The organism is Mycobacterium sp. G7A2 (genome assembly GCF_041902445.1).
Lineage (GTDB): Bacteria > Actinomycetota > Actinomycetes > Mycobacteriales > Mycobacteriaceae > Mycobacterium.
Map to the genome: position 1 here is coordinate 1870455 of NZ_CP169251.1, position 18457 is coordinate 1888911.

Sequence of the window (18457 nt, forward strand, 5' to 3'; positions counted from 1 at the left end):
CTCACAATCCGAGGATGGTCGACGCGATGATGGTGCGCTGCACCTCGTTGCTGCCGCCGTAGATCGAGGTCTTGCGGTAGTTGAGGTAACGCGGGGCGCTGTGCTGGGCCCATTCGGGAGACGTGATCGCCTCGCCCGCCTCGAACGGCAGCGCGTCGGGGCCGGCGACCTCCAGCATCAGCTCGGTGGCGAGCTGCTGCAGCTGGCTGCCGCGCAGCTTCAGCACCGACGAGGCGGGGTTGGGCTTGCCGCCTTGGGAACTGGAGGCGACGCGCATCTGGGTCAGTTCCAGGGCCAGGATGTCGTTCTCGGCCTCGGCCAGGCGCGCGGCGAACAGCGCGTCGTCGAGCAGGCCGCTGGCCTTGGCCCGTTCCTTGACCTCGGAGAGGCGCAGCTTGGTGCGGCCGACCTGCGCGATGCCGTTGCGTTCGTTGCCCAGCAGGAACTTGGCGTACGTCCAACCCTGGTTCTCCTCGCCGACGAGTTGGTCAGCCGGCACCCGGACGTCCTCGAAGAACACCTCGTTGACCTCGAAGCTGCCGTCGACGAGTTTGATCGGCCGCAGCGTGATGCCGGGGGTGTTCATGTCGATGAGCAAGAAGGAGATACCGGCTTGCTTCTTGGGCGCATTCGGGTCGGTGCGCACCAGGCAGAAGATCCAGTCGGCGTACTGACCCAGCGTGGTCCACGTCTTCTGTCCGTTGACGACGTAGCTGTCGCCGTCGCGCAGCGCCGTGGTCCGCAGGGACGCCAGATCCGAGCCCGCCTCGGGCTCGGAGAAGCCCTGGCACCACCAGATGTCCAGCGCGGCGGTGGGTGGCAGGAAGCGCTCCTTGATCTCCTGCGAACCGAACTCGGCGATCACCGGTCCGACCATGTTGGCGTTGAACGTCAGCGGTTCGGGCACGCTGGCCAGCTGCATCTCGTCCAGCCAGATCTGCTGCTGGGTGGGGGTCCAGTCCTTGCCGCCCCATTCGACCGGCCAGTTCGGCACCGCCAGGCCGTTGTCGTTGAGGATCTTGTGGCTGGTGACGATGTCCTCGCGGCTGACCTCGGCGCCCAGCCGAGTCCGCTCGCGGATCTCTTCGGGGATCTTGGTGCGGTAGAACGTCCGAAGCTCGTCGCGGAAGGCGGCTTCCTCGGGTGTCAGCGCCAGTTGCATGGCGGCCTCCTGGTCCGTCGATGGATCTGCCACCCAGCCTAACCACCCGGTTGGTCGGCCCGTGACCGGACCGGTGTGACAGATCGCTGACCAGTGCTTCCCGGCGCGTGGTGCTCAGCTGCGCAGCGTGAACCCGGCGTCGAGCGGCCACGAGGTGCCGGTGACGAACCGGGCCGCGTCGGAGACCAGCCACGCCACCGCGCCGGCGATGTCAGCGGGATCGACCAGCGCGATCGGCAACGCGTTCTGCTGAGCCAGCAGCCACGGATCGCCGGCGGTGGCCAGCGCCATCGTCGACTCGTTCATGATCATGTCGGTGGCGACGCCGCTGGGGTGGATGGTGTTCACCCGGATCGAATGCGGAGCCAGCTGACGTGCCCAGCCCTGCATCAGCGCCACCAGGGCGCGTTTGGAGGCGGCGTAGGCCTGCAGACCGGCCCGGTCGGTGTCGGAGGCCCGCAACCCCTGGGTGGAGCTCGTCAACACGATGGACCCGCCGCGGCCGCCGGCGACCAGGTCCGGGATCGCCGCGTCGACGGTGTTCCACGCGCCGACCAGGTTGACGTCGATGATCGCGCGGAAATCGCGACGACGCTGGTCACTGTCGGTCACCCGGATGACCCCGGCGTTGGCGATGACGATGTCGAGGCGGCCGAACTCGCGCCGCGCATCGGCGAGCACGGCGTCCACCGCATCGGCATCGCGCACGTCGGCCTGCCGGGCCAGGATGCGGCGTCCCTCGCTACGCACGAGCCGGGCGGTCTCCTCGAGGTCGTCGACCGTGGCTCCCGGGTAGTCGGTGAACTCGAAGCCCGTGCAGATGTCCAGGGCGACGATGTCGGCGCCCTCGCCTGCCAGTTTCACGGCGTGCGCACGGCCCATGCCGCGGGCCGCGCCGGTGATGAAGGCCACCTGACCGTCGAGCGAACCCATCCTCAGCCCCGCGGGAACTCGACGTCTTTGGTGACCGATGCCCACTCGTCGATCGACGCCGAGAACGCGGCGAGCTTGTCACGCACCGCTTTCAACACATCACGGCCCAGCAGCAGCCGCAACGGCGGATCGTCGAGGCCGGTCACCATCAGCACCGCGTCGGCCGCCTTGCGCGGGTCGCCCGGCAGGTGGTTGGCGAATTCCTTGATCATGGTTTTGCGGGAGCCGACGGTGTCGTCGTACTCGCTGATCGGTGTGGCGGATTCCCACATCGACCTCGCGGCCCAGTCGGTGCGGAACGCGCCCGGTTCGATGGCGGTGACCTTGATCCCGAATGGCTTGACCTCTTGCGCGAGCGCCTCGGTGAGTGCCTCGAGCGCGAACTTGGTCGACGAGTAGTACCCGTTGGGCGGGTTGGCCACCAGGCCGGTCATCGACGAGATGTTGACGATGTGCCCGGCACCGCGGGCCCGCATGCCGGGCAGCACCGCCTTGATCATGTCCACGACGCCGAAGTAGTTGACGTCGAACAGTTTGCGGACCTGGTCGTCCTCGCCTTCCTCGATCGCCGCGAGGTAGCCGTTGCCGGCGTTGTTGACCAGCACGTCGATGCCGCCGAATGCGTCGGTCGCCGTGCGTACCGCGGCGGCGATCTGCTCCTTGTCGGTGACGTCGAGCGCGACGGTGACCGCGCGGTCGCCGTATTCGTCGGCCACGTCGGTGATCGACTCGACGCGGCGCGCTGTCACCACCACCGAATGCCCGGCTTCCAGTGCTGCGCGGGCGATCTCGCGGCCGATGCCGGTCGAGCATCCGGTGATCAACCAGCGTGCCATGTCAGATCCTCTCCGGTAGACGGCGAAGGTAGGCCGCTCGGCGCTCGGCCAGCTCGGTGGCCCGCTGCTGCGCCGACACCCGGCGCAGGGTCGGCACCGCCTTCTCCAGCTCGTCGAGCGGCACCACGCGACCGTGCGCGCCGAGGTCCTCGCGGGGGCCGTGCCCGGCGAACTCGGCCATCCGCAGGGTCAGGATGCCTTCGCGCAACCCGTCGGAGTCGATCCAGTTCGCGACTCCGGGGTCGGTGGGGGAGATGACGTAGGTGTAGGTGCCGTCCTCGTTGGGCACCGACTGCGCCTTGTTCAGGCTGCCGGTGCGGTCACAGATGTCCAACGTGGTGCCCCAGATGTTGCTCAACGGCACCGTGAAGTACTCGGCGCCGCCGTCGCTGACGTCGACGACGAACGCCTCCCCGGGGTTCAGGTCGAAGCGCCCCATCACATACACCTGGTTGCGCATCGCGCCGACCTTGTCGGCCGACCAGGCCAGGTCGAAGTGGTTGGCCGGCATCTTGTAGATGCCGTGGCTGAGCTTGCCGGTGAAGTCGGCAAAGTGCGCCATCATGGCCGCCGTCGCGTCGGCCTGCTCGTCGAGCGTGCGCGCCGCGACGGTCGGCTTGTCGCCGAGCCGCTGCACCGCAAGGTGATTGGGGTCGTCGCGATCCCAGTGCAGCAGCACGTCGCGGATGTAGAACTCGTGGGCCTCCGGGGTGCTCTGCACGTGGTTGGGCCGCCCGTTGGCAGGGTCGGAGTCGACGGTGATGGTGAAGGAGCCGTCGGCGTCGACGTTCATGGTGCGGCCGTTGAGCACGGCGACGGTGCCCATGTCGGCGTTCCAGAGTGTGAAGTAGTTCTCGGTCATCCGGTGGGTCCCGACGCGGCCGTGGATCTCGTAGCGCTCGTCGCCGGAGATCGGGATCACCCGGTAGACGCTGTCGGGATTGTCGATGCCCCAACGAGACCCGGGTATCTGATGGCCGGCGACCGGATGGCTCAGCCGGGTGATGCAGCTGACCTTGGGTCGGAGCTTGTCCTGGTTGGACGACCAGATGGCTGCGGAGAACATCACCTCGGTGAAGGCGTCGTCGAAGCGTTCCCGCATGGCCTGTGAGGCGCGGGCCCGGCTCAGCCACTTCTCGGCCACGTCGCGGTATGCGGCTCGCACGGTGGGGTGGCGGGTCAGATCCAGTGCGGCGATCTCCTGGTCGTGCTGCGACGCGGTCGCGACGGGATCGCCGGTGAATTCGGTCATTCATGTCCTCCTGGTGGTGGGGCCGCCGCGCGAAACCGCTTCTGGTAGGCCGTGAACCGCTCGGTGATCTGCTCGTCGGACAGGCCGAAGTCGGCGGCCCGGTAGGGTGCGCGTGCCGGCTCGCGCGGCCGCTCGGCCAGCCAGCGTCGCATCGCCGACTCCGCCGTCGCCGTCAGCGGCATGCCGATCGCCTCGTATACCCGGGCCACGTGATCAATGGGGTCGGCGACCGCGTCGGCGAATTCGATGTCGGTGCAGCGGGCGGCCTCATCGGGCCAGCTCTGCCGGACCGTCATCGCCCGGTCGTTGGTCCAGCCCATGCGCTGCAGCCACTGCTCCCCGACGCGGGTCGTGTCCACCTGATCGCTGTGCATGGCGTGCAGCGTGGCGTTCAGGCCGGCCCCGGACGGGATGGTCTGCCGCGGGTCGCGGTGCATGTGCACCAGATGCAGATCGGGGAACTGGGTGCGCAAGGCGTCCAGATAGCCGAGGTGCGCTGGGGATTTCAGCACCCAACGCTGGGCAGCAGCGCCGCCGGCTCGGCGTTTCTGCCACTGCAGGAACTGCAACATCCGGTGCAGATAGGCATACGCGGGCGCGAAATCCTGGCCGTCGAGCCAGGACCGGTAGCCGGGCACATCGGCGCCGGATTCCGGGACGTGCGACAGGAACGCGTCGGACAGGAACAAGATCTCTTCCTCGGCCTCGCGGGCGTACATCGGGTGGATGGCAAACAGCTCCGGCGCCAGCTCGCGGGAGACCGCTTCGCGCTTCTCGCTGATCGCGATGCGCGGATCCGGACCGCCCGCCCACGGGTAGTCGAGTCGGGGCGCGACCTCGACGACCTCCCAGCCGTAGGCGCAGTGAAACCGTCTGTCCGCGGCCAGAAGTCGCTGCAGCAGGGTCGTTCCGCTGCGCATCATCCCGGTGACGACCACGGGCGCGGCGATGACCTCCTCGGTGATCTCGGGGTGTCTGCGGATCCACTCCTGCGCGCGCAGCCTCATCCGCAGGCTGTGGATCAGACCCGATCGCAGGATGTGCACGCCGATGTCGTTGAGCGGCGCGCTCGCGTAACTGTCGGTCAACACCTGCAGCGGCTCGGCGAACGGCAGCGGCCCCCAGGCGTCGAGGTCCTCCTTCTGCTGCGCAGCGGTCATCAGCTTCGCAGCGTCGAAGGGGTGCCCCACCGCGTCAGAACTTCAGGTGCCGGCTGGTGTCGCCGATCTGGTCGACGTACATCGTCCGGCTGTTGAACCACCACGCGCCGTCCACGCGGTGGAAGGTGTCACGGTAGTGGCCGGTCACGATCACCTGCAGCGGCAACTCCGGCGTGGCCTGGGTGACGCAGTAGTACGCACTGGCCCGCGCCGTGCCGGCCTCCTCGTCGACGTCGATACGCACGTTGGTGGTGAAGTGCTTGGTCTTGGGGGTCCCGTCGTCGTAGAGGCGGGTGGCCATCTCATACATCTGCCGCACCCGGGCGGTGCCTTCGAACACGGTCTCCGGCGGCCCGTCCTCGACACCGCAGATGCGTCCGTGGGCGAACAAGGCGGCTACCCCGTCCAGGTCACCCGCGTCGATCCGCTCGGCGTAGGTGTACACGAGATTCTCGATGTCGCGGGCGGCGTCGCTCACGAGCGGTAGACAACCAGCCGGAATCTGTCATGTCAACGTTTTGCCGGACAACCGGCGCGGTTAATCTCCCAGCGTGACTACCTCTTGGTCGGTGAACCGACTCGGCGACATGACCGGCACCCGCATCATCGTCACCGGCGCCACCAACGGCGTCGGCCTGGCGACGGCGACCGCGCTTGCGCGCGCCGGCGCCCAGGTGATTCTGGCGGTGCGCAACCTGGAGCTGGGGGCGCAGCGCGCCGCCGAGATGGGCGGTGACACGGAGGTGGTCAAACTCGACCTCGCCGACCAGGCCTCGGTGCGCGCGTTCCCCGGTCTGTTCGACGGCGACGTCGACATCCTCATCAACAACGCCGGCCTGGTCGCCCAACATCGCAGCGACACCGTCGACGGTTTCGAGATGACGCTGGGGACGAACTTCCTGGGTCCGTTCGCGCTGACCAACCTGCTGTTCGAGCGGGTGCGCTCGAAAATCGTCAACGTCGGCTCCGACGCCCACAAGCAGGCGTCCATCGCGTTCGACGATCCCCATCTGCGGGTGCACAAATGGTCGTCGTTCCCGGCGTACGCGCGCTCGAAGCTGGCGGTGATGTTGTGGGGCCTGGAGCTCGACCGGCGGTTGCGCGAAGCCAGCTCGCCGGTGAGCAGCTATCTGACCCACCCCGGCTGGGTGTCGTCGAACCTGACGAACATCTCCGAGGCTCCGCTGATGGCCGTGGTGAACAAAGTGGCCACCGCGGCGGCCAACCGCATCGGCAACGACATCGAGGCCGGCGCGGCGCCGACGCTGTACTGCTTGACCGAACCGATCCCGCCGGGCAGCTACGTGGGTATCAACGGCCGCTTCGGTTTCAAGGGAGGCCCGACACTGAGTGGCCGCACGCCGAACGCGTGTGACTACGACGACGCGCGCCGGCTGTGGGAGTTCGCCGAGAAGGAGACCGGGACCTCGCTGCCCGGGTGACCCAGCAGGCGGGCTGTGTCAGCTCCGCGGGTGTGGGTATGAGCCGCGCAGGAGGTTGACGCTGATGCCTGACTTCGCCGACGAGGCGGTCACACCGCAGGTCCGCAAAGCCGCCGCGTGGGCGTGGCGGCTGCTGGTGCTGGCCGGGGCGGCAGCGGTGCTGTTCTGGTTGATCCAGCGCTTCGTGGTCATCGTGGTGCCGCTGGCGCTGGCGCTGATCCTGACCGCGCTGTTCCTGCCCGCGGTCGACTGGCTGCACCGTCATCGGGTGCCGCGCTGGCTGGCGGTGATCCTGGTGTTCCTGCTCGGCCTCGGCGCGCTCGGCGGATTGCTCACCTTCGTAGTCACCCGCTTCATCGAGGGTCTGCCGCACCTGATCGACCAGATCACGGTCAGCATCGACGCGCTGCGCGACTGGGCCGCCAACGGTCCGCTGGAGCTGGGCCAGCAGCAGATCAACAACGCCGTCGACTCCGCGATCGGCACGCTGCAGCAACGTCAGGCCGAGATCACCAGCGGTGTCGTGTCGACGGCGTCGGCCCTCGCGAAGTTCCTCACCGGCTTCTTCATCACCGTCTTCACGCTCATCGTGTTCCTGCACGGGGGACGTTCCATCTACGAATTCGTGACCCGGATCGTCCCCGTACAGGTTCGGGAACGGGTCCGCGACGCCGGCCGGTCCGGTTTCACCACACTCACCGGTTACGTGCAGGGGACGTTCGTCGTGGCGTTGGTCGACGGCATCGGCATCGGGATCGGGTTGCTCGTCCTGGGCATCCCGTTGGCGCTGCCGTTGGCGTCGCTGGTGTTTCTGGGTGCCTTCGTGCCGTTCGTCGGCGCGATGGTCACCGGGTTCCTGGCCGTCGTGATCGCGATTCTGGCCAAGGGCTGGCTCTACGGCCTGTTCACGCTGGGCTTGGTGCTGGCGGTGCAGCAGCTCGAGGGCAACGTGCTGCAGCCGTTGATCATGGGTCGGGCGGTGCGGTTGCATCCGCTGGCGGTGCTGGTCGCGCTGACCGCCGGCGGTGTCGTCGCCGGCATCATCGGGGTGCTGCTGGCGGTGCCGCTCCTGGCGTTCCTCGACCATGCGGTGCGCTCGCTGCTGGACTCCCGAGAAACCCCTCCGGCGCAGGGCGGGGCGGTCCCGTAGTTTCTCGGGGGACCGATGAACCCCAGACGGTGAGGACCCAGCCATGACGCTGTCCGCGGGTGGGCGGATCGGCCTGGCCGGAGCAGCGGTGGTCGGCGTCGCGTTCGGCATGGCCCGGTACGCCTATGGCGTGACCCTGCCCGACATCCGCGCCGACCTCGGCCTGTCGGAGCTGGTGCTCGGCCTCATCGCCGGCGCCACCTTCGTCGGATATCTGGCCGGCCTGCTGCTCGCCGGCCCTTTGGCCGCCCGCCGCGGGTCCCGCGCGTCGACGACCGTGGGCGGTGTCTGCGGGGCGGTGGGTGCGGTGATCGTGGCGCTCGCCCCGTCACCGTGGCTGCTGGCGCTCGGCGCGGTGCTCGCCGGCGGCGCCGGCGGCTGGGTGTGGGCTCCGTACTCCGACATCGTGACGCGCACCGTGGCGCTGCGGCAGCAGCCCCGGGCGCTGGCCATCATCACCACCGGCACCAGCGGCGGGCTCGTCGTCTTGGGTGGTCTGGCGATCCTGGCCATCGTGGGTTCGTGGCGGCTGGTCTGGGTCGCGATCGCCGTCGCTGCGGTGCTGGCTGCGCTGGTGAATCTGCGGCTGGTGCCGCGCACAGCGCCGGTCCCCGCCGCGAAACGGTCGGCCGACGGACCCTCGCTGGCCGTGGCGTTGCGGGTACCGGCCGCGTATTCGGTGGTCTACTTCGCCGCGGTCGTCATCTATTTCACCTACGCCGCCGACGTGCTGGATCGCGGCTCGTTGCCGGAGTGGGCCGTCCCGGCGTTGTACATCGCGATCGGTCTCACCGGGGTGGTGGGCGTGGCGACCGGAACCGCCGCCCAGCGGTTGGGCAGCGCCAGGGTTGCGGCGTTGTGCCTGGTGATAGTGGCTGGCGCGTTGGTACTGCTCGGGCTGGCCAGCGAGTCGCTGGCCGCGGTGGCGATCTCGGCGTGCATCTTCGGCGTCGGGTACATGACCGGTTCGGCGGTGCTGGCGGTGTGGACGGCCGAGCTGGTGCCCGAGCGCGCCGGCGCGGCGTTCACCGCCTGTCTGGTCGTCGGGGCCGTCAGCTCGGTGGCTGCGCCGGCCGTGGCCGGCGCGGTGATCCCCGGGCTGGGGCTGGGGACGGTGCTGGTGATCACCGCCGCGGTGTCGCTGGGCAGTGGGGTGGTGTTGATGCTGCCGTCAGTGCACGACGCAGCCCGGGGCTGACGCGGTCACGGTTCCGGTTGAGCGGCGATCTCGGCCAGGTACTCGCCGAGGAAGCCGGGCTGGACATACTCGAGCGCCTCGAGGAGCAGGAACTCCGGCCGACCCAAATAGGCCGGGTGCCGCTCCATCGTGGTGAGCCGCTCCACCTGCTCGTCGGTGAATCGGTCGGCCAGCGCACGCCAGCCGCCCCGCATGGCACCGAGGAGAAGGTGGGTCGAGGTAGTCACCGGCTGCCCGAAGGGTTCGGCGCGATCTGCCATGACCAGAAGCATGAACCAGGGGTCCGACAAGTCCACAGAGACGACGGCGGCGGGAGCGAGATGAGGCGCACTGAACTGCGCTGAACTGCAGTGTGGGAAAGTGCCCCCGGCAGGATTCGAACCTGCGGCCTTCTGCTCCGGAGGCAGACGCTCTATCCCCTGAGCTACGGGGGCGCACGCGGTACTGATTGCGCCGTTGGGCGTGGCCTAGCGTAGCGCATCCGCACAACGGGAAACGGATTCGGGGCCAGAAGGGCCCAGACCATAGGATGGACCCCCGTGACCCCCGCCGATCTGGCCGAGCTGCTCAAGTCGACCGCTGCCGCGGTGCTGACCGAGCACGGCCTCGACACCGCTGTGCTGCCCGCGACCGTGACCGTCGAGCGTCCGCGCAACCCCGAACACGGGGATTACGCCACCAACCTGGCGCTTCAGCTCGGCAAGAAGGCCGGCGCGAACCCGCGGGAGTTGGCCGGCTGGCTGGCCGCCGCGCTGGCCGACCAGGACGGCATCGCCGCCGCCGAGGTCGCCGGCCCGGGGTTCGTGAACCTGCGGATCGAGGCGTCGGCGCAGAACGTTTTGGTCGGCGACGTCATCGCCGCCGCCGGGCGGTACGGCACGTCACAGGCGCTGGACGGGCGCAAGGTCAACCTCGAGTTCGTCTCCGCCAACCCCACCGGCCCCATCCACATCGGCGGTACGCGCTGGGCCGCCGTCGGCGACGCGCTGGGCCGGCTGCTGAGCACCCAGGGCGCCGAGGTGGTACGCGAGTACTACTTCAACGATCACGGCGCGCAGATCGACCGGTTCACCAACTCGCTGATCGCCGCCGCCAAGGGCGAGCCCACCCCCGAGGACGGCTACGCCGGCACCTACATCGGTGACATCGCCGCCCAGGTGCTGGCCAAGGACCCGGACGCGCTGAGCCTGCCCGACGCCGAGATGCGCGAGACGTTCCGCGCCATCGGGGTCAACCTCATGTTCGACCACATCAAGGAATCGCTGCACGAGTTCGGCACCGACTTCGACGTCTACACCCACGAAGACTCGATGCACACCTCCGGTCGGGTGGATCAGGCGATCGCGAAGCTGCGCGACACCGGCAGCATCTACGAAAAAGACGGGGCGGTGTGGCTGCGCACCACCGACTTCGGCGACGACAAGGACCGCGTCGTCATCAAGAGCGACGGCCAGCCCGCCTACATCGCCGGTGACCTCGCCTACTTCCTGGACAAGCGTCAGCGCGGCTTCGACCTGTGCATCTACATGCTCGGCGCCGACCACCACGGCTACATCGCCCGGCTCAAGGCCGCCGCCGCAGCGCTCGGTGACGATCCCGACACCGTCGAGGTGCTGATCGGGCAGATGGTCAACCTGGTGCGTGACGGCCAGCCGGTGCGGATGAGCAAGCGGGCCGGCACCGTCATCACCCTCGACGATCTGGTCGAGGCCATCGGAGTCGACGCCGCCCGGTACGCGCTGATCCGCAGCTCGGTGGACACCCCGATCGACATCGACCTGGAGTTGTGGTCCTCGGCGAGCAACGAGAACCCGGTCTATTACGTGCAGTACGCGCATGCTCGCCTCTCGGCGCTGGCGCGCAACGCCGCCGACCTGGGTGTCGCGCCGGACACCGCGCATCTGGATCTGCTGACCCACGACAAGGAAGGCACGCTGATCCGCAACCTCGGGGAATTCCCGAGAGTGCTCGAAACCGCGGCGGGACTTCGCGAGCCGCACCGGGTTTCGCGCTACCTCGAGGATCTGGCCGGGGACTACCACCGGTTCTACGACTCCTGCCGGGTGCTGCCCCAGGGCGACGAAGAGCCCGGTGAGCTGCACTCCGCCCGGCTGGCGCTGTGCCGGGCCACCCGCCAGGTCATCGCCAACGGCCTGGCCATCCTCGGCGTCAGCGCTCCGGAGCGGATGTGATCGCCCACCCCGCAGGCCCCCGCCACGCCGAGGAGGTTCACCACGGCGGCGCCCCCGACCGCCCGCGCACCGCGGCCGAGGTGCTGACGCTGGCCCCGAACGTGTGGCCGCACAACACCGTTCGCGGCGACGACGGTGTCGTCTCGATCGCCGGGGTGCCGGTCACCGACATCGCCGCCGAGTTCGGCACCCCGGTGTTCGTCATCGACGAGGACGACTTCCGCAGCCGCTGCCGGGAGATCGCCCGGGCGTTCGGCGGCGGGGAGCACGTGCACTACGCCGCGAAGTCGTTCCTGTGCACCGAGATCGCCCGCTGGGTCGCCGAGGAGGGCCTGTCCCTCGACGTCGCCAGCGGCGGCGAATTGGCCGTGGCGCTGCACGCCGGCTTTCCGCCGGAGCGAATCGCCCTGCACGGCAACAACAAATCCGTCGCCGAACTGACGGCGGCCGTCAAGAACGGCGTCGGTCACGTCGTCGCGGACTCCATGATCGAGATCGAGCGCCTCGACCAGATCGCCGGTGAGGCGGGCGTCGTGCAGGACGTGTTGGTGCGGGTGACCGTCGGTGTGGAAGCCCACACCCACGAATTCATCTCCACCGCCCACGAGGACCAGAAGTTCGGGCTGTCCCTGGCCACCGGCGCGGCCATGGATGCCGTGCGCCGGGTGTTCGCGACCGATCACCTGCGCCTGGTCGGCCTGCACAGCCACATCGGCTCGCAGATCTTCGACGTGGCCGGGTTCGAACTCGCCGCCCACCGGGTCATCGGTCTGCTGCGCGACGTGGTCGCTGAATTCGGGATCGACAAGACCTCGCAGATGTCCATCGTCGACCTGGGCGGTGGCCTGGGCATCTCCTATCTGCCGCAGGACAATCCGCCGCCGATGGGCGAACTGGCGGACAAGCTGCTGGCCATCGTTCGCGACGAGTCGGCCGCCGTCGGCCTGCCGGCCCCGAACCTGGTCGTCGAGCCGGGCCGCGCCATCGCCGGGCCGGGCACCATCACGCTCTACGAGGTCGGCACCACCAAGGACGTCGCGGTCAGCTCCAGCGCGCACCGCCGCTACGTCAGCGTCGACGGCGGGATGAGCGACAACATCCGCACCTCCCTGTACGGCGCGGAATACGATGTGCGGCTGTTGTCACGGACCACCGAGGCCGCCCCGACGCTGTCGCGGGTGGTGGGCAAGCACTGCGAAAGCGGTGACATCGTGGTGCGTGACGCGTGGCTGCCCGACGACGTCGCGCCGGGTGACCTGCTCGGCGTCGCCGCCACGGGCGCATACTGCTACTCGATGTCGAGCCGATACAACCTGATCGGCCGGCCGGCCGTGGTGGCCGTGCGCGACGGGCAGGCCCGCCTGGTGCTGCGCCGGGAGACGGTCGACGATCTGTTGAGTTTGGAAGTGAGGTGACACCGTGAGCGCACCCGTCGGCACGAAGACCGACAAAGAAATTGGCGTGGCCGTCCTCGGTCTGGGGAACGTCGGCAGCGAGGTCGTACGCATCATCGACGACAGCGCCGCCGATCTGTGCGCGCGGGTCGGGGCGCCCCTGGTGGTGCGCGGCATCGGCGTGCGCCGCATCGCCGACGACCGCGGAGTTCCCACCGAGCTGCTGACCGACAACATCGAAGGTCTGGTCTCCCGCGAGGACGTCGACATCGTCGTCGAGGTGATGGGCCCGGTCGAGCCGGCCCGCAAGGCCATCCTGTCCGCGCTCGAACAGGGCAAGTCGGTGGTCACGGCCAACAAGGCGCTGATGGCGGTGGCGGCGGGGGAGATCGCCTCGGCCGCCGAGAGCGCCAACGTCGACCTGTACTTCGAGGCCGCCGTAGCCGGGGCAATCCCGGTCATCAGGCCGCTGACCCAGTCGCTGGCCGGCGACTCCGTGCTGCGGGTGGCGGGCATCGTCAACGGCACGACCAACTACATCCTCTCCGAGATGGGCAGCACGGGCGCCGACTACGCCGGCGCGCTGGCCGACGCCAGCGCTCTGGGCTATGCCGAGGCCGACCCCACGGCCGATGTCGAGGGTTATGACGCCGCCGCCAAGGCCGCGATCCTGGCCTCGATCGCGTTCCACACCCGCGTCACCGCCGACGACGTCTACCGCGAGGGCATGACGAAGGTCTCCGCGGCCGACTTCGCCTCCGCGCGGGCGCTGGGATGCACGATCAAGCTGCTGGCCATCTGTGAGCGGCTCACCGACAAGGCCGGCCAGCAGAGCGTCTCGGCGCGCGTGTATCCCGCGCTGGTTCCGCTGGATCATCCGCTGGCCTCGGTCAACGGCGCGTTCAACGCCGTCGTCGTCGAAGCCGAGGCGGCCGGGCGGCTGATGTTCTACGGCCAGGGCGCCGGGGGATCGCCGACCGCCTCGGCGGTGTTGGGCGATCTGGTCATGGCGGCCCGCAACCGGGTCTCCGGCGGGCGCGGACCGCGGGACTCCAACTACGCTAAGCTGCCGATCGCGCCCATCGGCGTGATACCCACGCGCTACTACGTGAACATGAACGTCGCCGACCGTCCGGGTGTGCTCGCGGCGGTCGCCGCCGAGTTCAGCCAGCACGAGGTCAGCATCGCCGAGGTGCGCCAGGAGGGCATGGTCGACGAAGGCGGACAGCGCTGCGGAGCGCGCATCGTCGTCGTCACCCACCAGGCGACGGACGCCGCGCTGTCGGAAACCGTTGCCGCACTGTCCGATCTGGAGGTCGTGCAGAGCATCAACAGCGTGCTGCGGATGGAAGGGACCACCGAGTGAGCACCACTGCGCCACAGGCTGTGCACCAGCCCTGGCCCGGCCTGATCGCCGCCTACCGGGACCGGTTACCCGTCGAGGACGACTGGACGGCGATCACGCTGCGCGAGGGCGGCACCCCGCTGCTGCCCGCGCCGCGGCTGTCGGACTACACCGGCTGCACCGTGCACCTCAAGGTCGAGGGACTCAACCCGACCGGCTCGTTCAAAGACCGCGGCATGACCATGGCGGTGACCGAGGCGGTCGCCCGCGGTCAGCAAGCCGTGCTGTGCGCCTCGACGGGCAACACCTCGGCCTCGGCGGCCGCCTATGCCGCGCGCGCCGGCATCACGTGCGCGGTGCTGGTGCCCCAGGGCAAGATCGCGATGGGCAAGCTCGCCCAGGCCGTCATGCACGGCGCGAAGATCATCCAGATCGACGGCAACTTCGACGACTGCCTGGAACTGGCCCGCAAGCTGACCTCGGACTTCCCGACGGTGTCACTTGTCAACTCGGTCAACCCGTTCCGCATCGAAGGTCAGAAGACCGCGGCGTTCGAGATCGTCGACGCGCTCGGTGACGCCCCGGACGTGCACGCACTTCCCGTGGGCAACGCCGGCAACATCACCGCCTACTGGAAGGGCTACACCGAATACCACCGCGACGGTCTGGCCACCCGACTGCCGCGCATGATCGGCACTCAGGCCGCCGGCGCGGCGCCGCTGGTGCTCGGTGAACCGGTCAGCGATCCCGAGACCATCGCCACCGCGATCCGCATCGGCTCACCGGCGTCCTGGAGTTCTGCGGTCGAGGCCCAGCAGCAGTCCGATGGGCGCTTCCTGGCCGCCACCGACGAGGAGATCCTGGCCGCCTACCACCTGGTCGCGCGCGCCGAAGGCGTGTTCGTCGAACCCGCGTCGGCGGCCAGCATCGCCGGGCTGCTCAAGGCGATCGAGGACGGCCTGGTGTCCCGCGGGTCGACCGTGGTGTGCACGGTGACCGGCAACGGCCTCAAGGATCCCGACACCGCGCTCAAGGGCATGCCGGCGGTCATCCCCGTCCCCGTCGACCCGGTGGCCGTGGTCGCCAAACTGGGTCTGGTCTGAGGCGGTTGGAAGCCCTGTGAACCACAAACTGCCCCCCGGGTTGACCGCCACCGCCGTGGTGGCGGCGTCGAGCGCCAACCTCGGGCCCGGTTTCGACAGCATGGGCGTCGCGTTGAGCCTGTACGACGAGATCATCGTCGAGACAACCGAATCCGGGCTCGTCGTCGAGGTCGAGGGGCAGGGCGCCGGCCAGGTGCCGCTGGACGGTTCACATCTGGTGGTCCGCGCCATCGAACGCGGCCTGGTCGCGACGGGAACCGTCGCCGGCGGGCTACGGGTGCGGTGCCGCAACGACATCCCGCACTCCCGCGGGTTGGGATCGTCGGCCGCGGCCGTCGTCGGCGGACTTGCTGCGGCCAACGGGCTTGCCGCGCAAGCTGATTGCCCGATGATGACCGAAGACGAGATGGTGCAGATCTCCTCGGAGTTCGAGGGGCATCCCGACAACGCGGCGGCCGCGGTGCTCGGCGGTGCGGTGGTGTCCTGGACCGAGGTGTGCGGGTCGTCCCGGCGCTACGCGGCAGCGCCCATCCGTCTGCACCCGGACATCAACCTGTTCGCCGCCGTTCCTCAGGTGCGTTCCTCGACCGCCGAGACCCGGGCGGTGCTGCCCGACCAGGTCAGCCACACCGATGCGCGGTTCAACCTGAGCCGCTCGGCGCTGCTGGTGGTCGCGCTGACCCAACGCCCCGACCTGTTGATGGCCGCCACCGAGGATGTGCTGCATCAACCGCAGCGCGCCTCGGCGATGCCCGCCTCCGCGGAATACCTGACGGTGTTGCGGCGTTGTGGCGTGGCAGCAGTGCTGTCAGGTGCTGGACCTGCGGTTCTGGCGATGAGTACGGACGCCGAGTTGCCGGCCGAAGCTCTCGAGTTCGGCCGGATCAACGGCTTCGCGGTCGACCGGATGTCGGTCGGTGACGGCGTCAGGTGGACCACCGGCGTGACGGTTCACCGGTAACCCACCCACCACGGCGGGGAGTAACACACGCAACATGCGAAGCACGCAGTTTCTTGCTTCCGGCCTCGATGCGGGTTATTCTCGCTCTCGTCCAGCCATCGCAGCGTGTATTACCTGCGCCGACATTAGGACGACCACTCTTCTTCCAGGTCTTCAATTTGTGGACAGACGGTTCGCCGTATTCGGCGAATCCCGGACATCACCGTTGCGCTGGCAATGGTGTGACCGTGGCGTTGAGCCCCTCGGCTGAACGCACCGAACCCCCGCGTGACCAGGTCAGCGAGGGAAGAAAGGAAATCCGTGACTGATACGGACCTCTTCACGGCTGGTGGCAGCACCCAGAGCGGCGAGCTGTCGAACCCCGTGACCGCAGACGTCTCCGCCCCCGCCGATGCGGCCCCGTCGTCGCAATCCTCGGCGTCGAGCGCGGAAGCCGCTGCGCCTGCCCGCCGCGGCTCGCTGTCCGGCATGGTGTTGCCGGAACTGCGCGCCCTGGCCAAGGAGATCGGCGTCGAGGGCGCGTCCGGGATGCGCAAGAGCGAACTCGTCGCCGCCATCCGCGAGCGCCGCGGTGACGCCAACGGGACCGCCCAGAGCAAGAAGGCGCCCAGCGCCGAGCAGAGCGCTCCCGCCCCGGAAGCGGGCGGTGAGACGCCGGAGCAGAGCACAGAGACGCAGCGCGCGCCGCAGCGGCGTGAGCGTCGCTCGGCCTCCCGCGAGCAGGGCCAGGCCCAGCCGACCGGTGACAAGCCTGCCGACCGCTCCGAGGACGACAACCAGCGCGGCGACAAGCAGCAGGACAACGGGCAGCAGGCCAAGGGTGGCGACAAGCCGGCTCGCACCGAGAAGTCCGAGCCGTCGGACAAGTCCGACGCGCCCGACCGGGACCGAAACAGGCGCGACAACCAGGGCGCTAAGCCCGACCGGTCCGACCGGTCCGACAAGGGCGGCGGCGGCAACGACCAGCAGGGCAACGACCAGCAGGGCGGCGGCCAGAACCGCGGCAACAACAGCAATAACAACAACAGCAACAACAACAATGACGACGACGGCGACGGCCGCGGCGGCCGGCGTGGGCGTCGGTTCCGTGACCGTCGACGCCGCGAGCGCGGCGGCGACGGGGGCGGCGGCGGTGAACGCGACACCGAGTTGCGCGACGACGACGTCGTGCAGCCCGTCGCCGGGATCCTCGACGTGCTGGACAACTACGCGTTCGTGCGTACGTCCGGCTACCTCGCCGGCCCGAACGACGTCTACGTGTCGATGAACATGGTGCGCAAGAACGGCTTGCGCCGCGGCGACGCCATCACCGGCGCGGTCCGGGTTCCCAAAGAGGGTGAGCAGAACAACCAGCGGCAGAAGTTCAACCCGCTGGTGCGCATCGACAGCGTCAACGGCGGGTCGGTCGAGGACGCCAAGCAGCGTCCCGAGTTCAGCAAGCTCACCCCGCTGTACCCGAATCAGCGGCTGCGGCTGGAGACCAGCTCCGACCGGCTGACCACCCGTGTCATCGACCTGATCATGCCGATCGGCAAGGGTCAGCGCGCCCTGATCGTGTCGCCGCCGAAGGCCGGTAAGACGACGATCATGCAGGACATCGCCAACGCGATCACCCGCAACAACCCGGAATGCCACCTGATGGTGGTGCTGGTCGACGAACGACCCGAAGAGGTCACCGACATGCAGCGTTCGGTCAAGGGTGAGGTCATCGCCTCCACCTTCGACCGGCCGCCGTCCGACCACACCCAGGCCGCCGAGCTGGCGATCGAGCGCGCCAAGCGCCTGGTCGAGCAGGGCAAGGACGTCGTGGTGCTGCTGGACTCGATCACCCGGCTGGGCCGCGCCTACAACAACGCCTCCCCGGCGTCGGGCCGCATCCTGTCCGGTGGTGTCGATTCCACCGCGCTCTACCCGCCCAAGCGGTTCCTGGGCGCGGCACGCAACATCGAAGAGGGCGGTTCGCTGACGATCATCGCGACCGCGATGGTCGAGACCGGCTCCACCGGTGACACGGTCATCTTCGAGGAGTTCAAGGGCACCGGCAACGCCGAGCTCAAGCTCGACCGCAAGATCGCCGAGCGCCGGGTGTTCCCGGCCGTCGACGTCAACCCGTCGGGCACCCGCAAGGACGAGCTGCTGCTCTCGCCCGACGAGTTCGCCATCGTGCACAAGCTGCGCCGGGTGATGTCGGGTCTGGACCCGCACCAGGCCATCGACCTGCTGATGAGCCAGCTGCGCAAGACCAAGAACAACTATGAGTTCCTGGTCCAGGTGTCCAAGAACACCCCCGGCGGCGACACCGACTGAGCGATCCCGGGGTCGTTGTCGG

Annotated in this window: 16 protein-coding genes and 1 tRNA gene; 9 read left to right on the forward strand and 8 right to left on the reverse strand. The window is 68.9% G+C overall.

What is annotated here, in order from left to right; genetic code table 11:
* Position 1 precedes the first annotated feature (1 nt).
* The 6 genes from ACEWX3_RS09140 to ACEWX3_RS09165 all read right to left on the reverse strand — a co-directional run bounded on the left by ACEWX3_RS09140 (position 2) and on the right by ACEWX3_RS09165 (position 5821).
* Complete coding sequence (locus tag ACEWX3_RS09140; RefSeq protein WP_163677685.1) at positions 2–1162, reverse strand: acyl-CoA dehydrogenase family protein; 1161 nt, start codon at positions 1160–1162, stop codon at positions 2–4.
* Positions 1163–1276: 114 nt separating this feature from the next.
* Positions 1277–2095 carry a mycofactocin-coupled SDR family oxidoreductase gene (locus ACEWX3_RS09145; protein ID WP_221363120.1) on the reverse strand — a complete coding sequence of 273 codons (819 nt, stop codon included), beginning with the start codon at positions 2093–2095 and terminating at the stop codon, positions 1277–1279.
* A 2-nt stretch (positions 2096–2097) separates the two neighbouring features.
* Positions 2098–2931, reverse strand: a complete 834-nt coding sequence (locus ACEWX3_RS09150; protein ID WP_374159240.1) for an oxidoreductase — start codon at positions 2929–2931, stop codon at positions 2098–2100.
* A 1-nt stretch (position 2932) separates the two neighbouring features.
* Positions 2933–4183: a DUF1214 domain-containing protein gene (locus ACEWX3_RS09155; RefSeq protein WP_207066867.1), complete on the reverse strand. Its 1251-nt coding sequence runs from the start codon at positions 4181–4183 to the stop codon at positions 2933–2935.
* Positions 4180–5343, reverse strand: coding sequence for a sulfotransferase (locus ACEWX3_RS09160; RefSeq protein WP_374159241.1), 1164 nt, complete (start codon positions 5341–5343; stop codon positions 4180–4182). The genes ACEWX3_RS09155 and ACEWX3_RS09160 overlap by 4 nt, the downstream gene beginning before the upstream one ends.
* Before the next feature lie 34 nt (positions 5344–5377).
* The gene (locus ACEWX3_RS09165; RefSeq protein WP_374159242.1) at positions 5378–5821 is read right to left on the reverse strand and encodes a nuclear transport factor 2 family protein; all 444 of its coding nucleotides are present in this window, start codon (positions 5819–5821) and stop codon (positions 5378–5380) included.
* A gap of 109 nt (positions 5822–5930) precedes the next feature.
* Here ACEWX3_RS09165 and ACEWX3_RS09170 point away from each other — a divergent pair, with 109 nt between their 5' ends.
* From ACEWX3_RS09170 to ACEWX3_RS09180, 3 genes are all read left to right on the forward strand, one after another.
* Positions 5931–6785, forward strand: coding sequence for an SDR family NAD(P)-dependent oxidoreductase (locus ACEWX3_RS09170; protein ID WP_374159816.1), 855 nt, complete (start codon positions 5931–5933; stop codon positions 6783–6785).
* Positions 6786–6849: 64 nt separating this feature from the next.
* Positions 6850–7935, forward strand: coding sequence for an AI-2E family transporter (locus tag ACEWX3_RS09175; RefSeq protein ID WP_207066863.1), 1086 nt, complete (start codon positions 6850–6852; stop codon positions 7933–7935).
* Positions 7936–7978: 43 nt separating this feature from the next.
* The gene (locus ACEWX3_RS09180) at positions 7979–9133 is read left to right on the forward strand and encodes an MFS transporter (RefSeq protein WP_374159243.1); all 1155 of its coding nucleotides are present in this window, start codon (positions 7979–7981) and stop codon (positions 9131–9133) included.
* A 5-nt stretch (positions 9134–9138) separates the two neighbouring features.
* Here the strand turns inward: ACEWX3_RS09180 and ACEWX3_RS09185 are convergent, their stop codons facing one another.
* Together ACEWX3_RS09185 and ACEWX3_RS09190 are read right to left on the reverse strand one after the other, a co-directional pair.
* Positions 9139–9393: a hypothetical protein gene (locus ACEWX3_RS09185; RefSeq protein ID WP_207066861.1), complete on the reverse strand. Its 255-nt coding sequence runs from the start codon at positions 9391–9393 to the stop codon at positions 9139–9141.
* Positions 9394–9494: 101 nt separating this feature from the next.
* Positions 9495–9567, reverse strand: a tRNA-Arg gene (locus tag ACEWX3_RS09190).
* Between the two features lie 105 nt (positions 9568–9672).
* Between ACEWX3_RS09190 and argS the strand changes: the two genes are divergently transcribed.
* The 6 genes from argS (at position 9673) to rho (ending at position 18435) form a co-directional block, all read left to right on the forward strand.
* Positions 9673–11325, forward strand: coding sequence for an arginine--tRNA ligase (gene argS, locus ACEWX3_RS09195; RefSeq protein WP_221363128.1), 1653 nt, complete (start codon positions 9673–9675; stop codon positions 11323–11325).
* A gap of 80 nt (positions 11326–11405) precedes the next feature.
* A complete protein-coding gene (gene lysA / locus ACEWX3_RS09200; RefSeq protein ID WP_286182985.1) occupies positions 11406–12740 on the forward strand; it encodes a diaminopimelate decarboxylase in 1335 nt (444 codons plus the stop codon).
* A 4-nt stretch (positions 12741–12744) separates the two neighbouring features.
* Positions 12745–14085, forward strand: a complete 1341-nt coding sequence (locus ACEWX3_RS09205) for a homoserine dehydrogenase (RefSeq protein WP_374159244.1) — start codon at positions 12745–12747, stop codon at positions 14083–14085.
* The gene (gene thrC, locus ACEWX3_RS09210) at positions 14082–15167 is read left to right on the forward strand and encodes a threonine synthase (protein WP_374159245.1); all 1086 of its coding nucleotides are present in this window, start codon (positions 14082–14084) and stop codon (positions 15165–15167) included. Before ACEWX3_RS09205 ends, thrC begins: the two co-directional genes overlap by 4 nt.
* A 16-nt stretch (positions 15168–15183) precedes the next feature.
* Complete coding sequence (thrB, locus tag ACEWX3_RS09215) at positions 15184–16128, forward strand: homoserine kinase (protein ID WP_221363130.1); 945 nt, start codon at positions 15184–15186, stop codon at positions 16126–16128.
* Positions 16129–16428: 300 nt separating this feature from the next.
* The gene (gene rho, locus ACEWX3_RS09220; RefSeq protein WP_374159246.1) at positions 16429–18435 is read left to right on the forward strand and encodes a transcription termination factor Rho; all 2007 of its coding nucleotides are present in this window, start codon (positions 16429–16431) and stop codon (positions 18433–18435) included.
* Positions 18436–18457 lie beyond the last annotated feature (22 nt).

Bases quoted from the DNA above. Each gene is read 5' to 3' on its own strand.
- ACEWX3_RS09140 (WP_163677685.1), bottom strand. From the start codon at position 1,162: ATGCAACTGGCGCTGACACCCGAGGAAGCCGCCTTCCGCGACGAGCTT.
- ACEWX3_RS09145 (WP_221363120.1), bottom strand. From the start codon at position 2,095: ATGGGTTCGCTCGACGGTCAGGTGGCCTTCATCACCGGCGCGGCCCGC.
- ACEWX3_RS09150 (WP_374159240.1), bottom strand. From the start codon at position 2,931: ATGGCACGCTGGTTGATCACCGGATGCTCGACCGGCATCGGCCGCGAG.
- ACEWX3_RS09155 (WP_207066867.1), bottom strand. From the start codon at position 4,183: ATGACCGAATTCACCGGCGATCCCGTCGCGACCGCGTCGCAGCACGAC.
- ACEWX3_RS09160 (WP_374159241.1), bottom strand. From the start codon at position 5,343: ATGACCGCTGCGCAGCAGAAGGAGGACCTCGACGCCTGGGGGCCGCTG.
- ACEWX3_RS09170 (WP_374159816.1), top strand. From the start codon at position 5,931: ATGACCGGCACCCGCATCATCGTCACCGGCGCCACCAACGGCGTCGGC.
- ACEWX3_RS09175 (WP_207066863.1), top strand. From the start codon at position 6,850: ATGCCTGACTTCGCCGACGAGGCGGTCACACCGCAGGTCCGCAAAGCC.
- ACEWX3_RS09180 (WP_374159243.1), top strand. From the start codon at position 7,979: ATGACGCTGTCCGCGGGTGGGCGGATCGGCCTGGCCGGAGCAGCGGTG.
- ACEWX3_RS09185 (WP_207066861.1), bottom strand. From the start codon at position 9,393: ATGGCAGATCGCGCCGAACCCTTCGGGCAGCCGGTGACTACCTCGACC.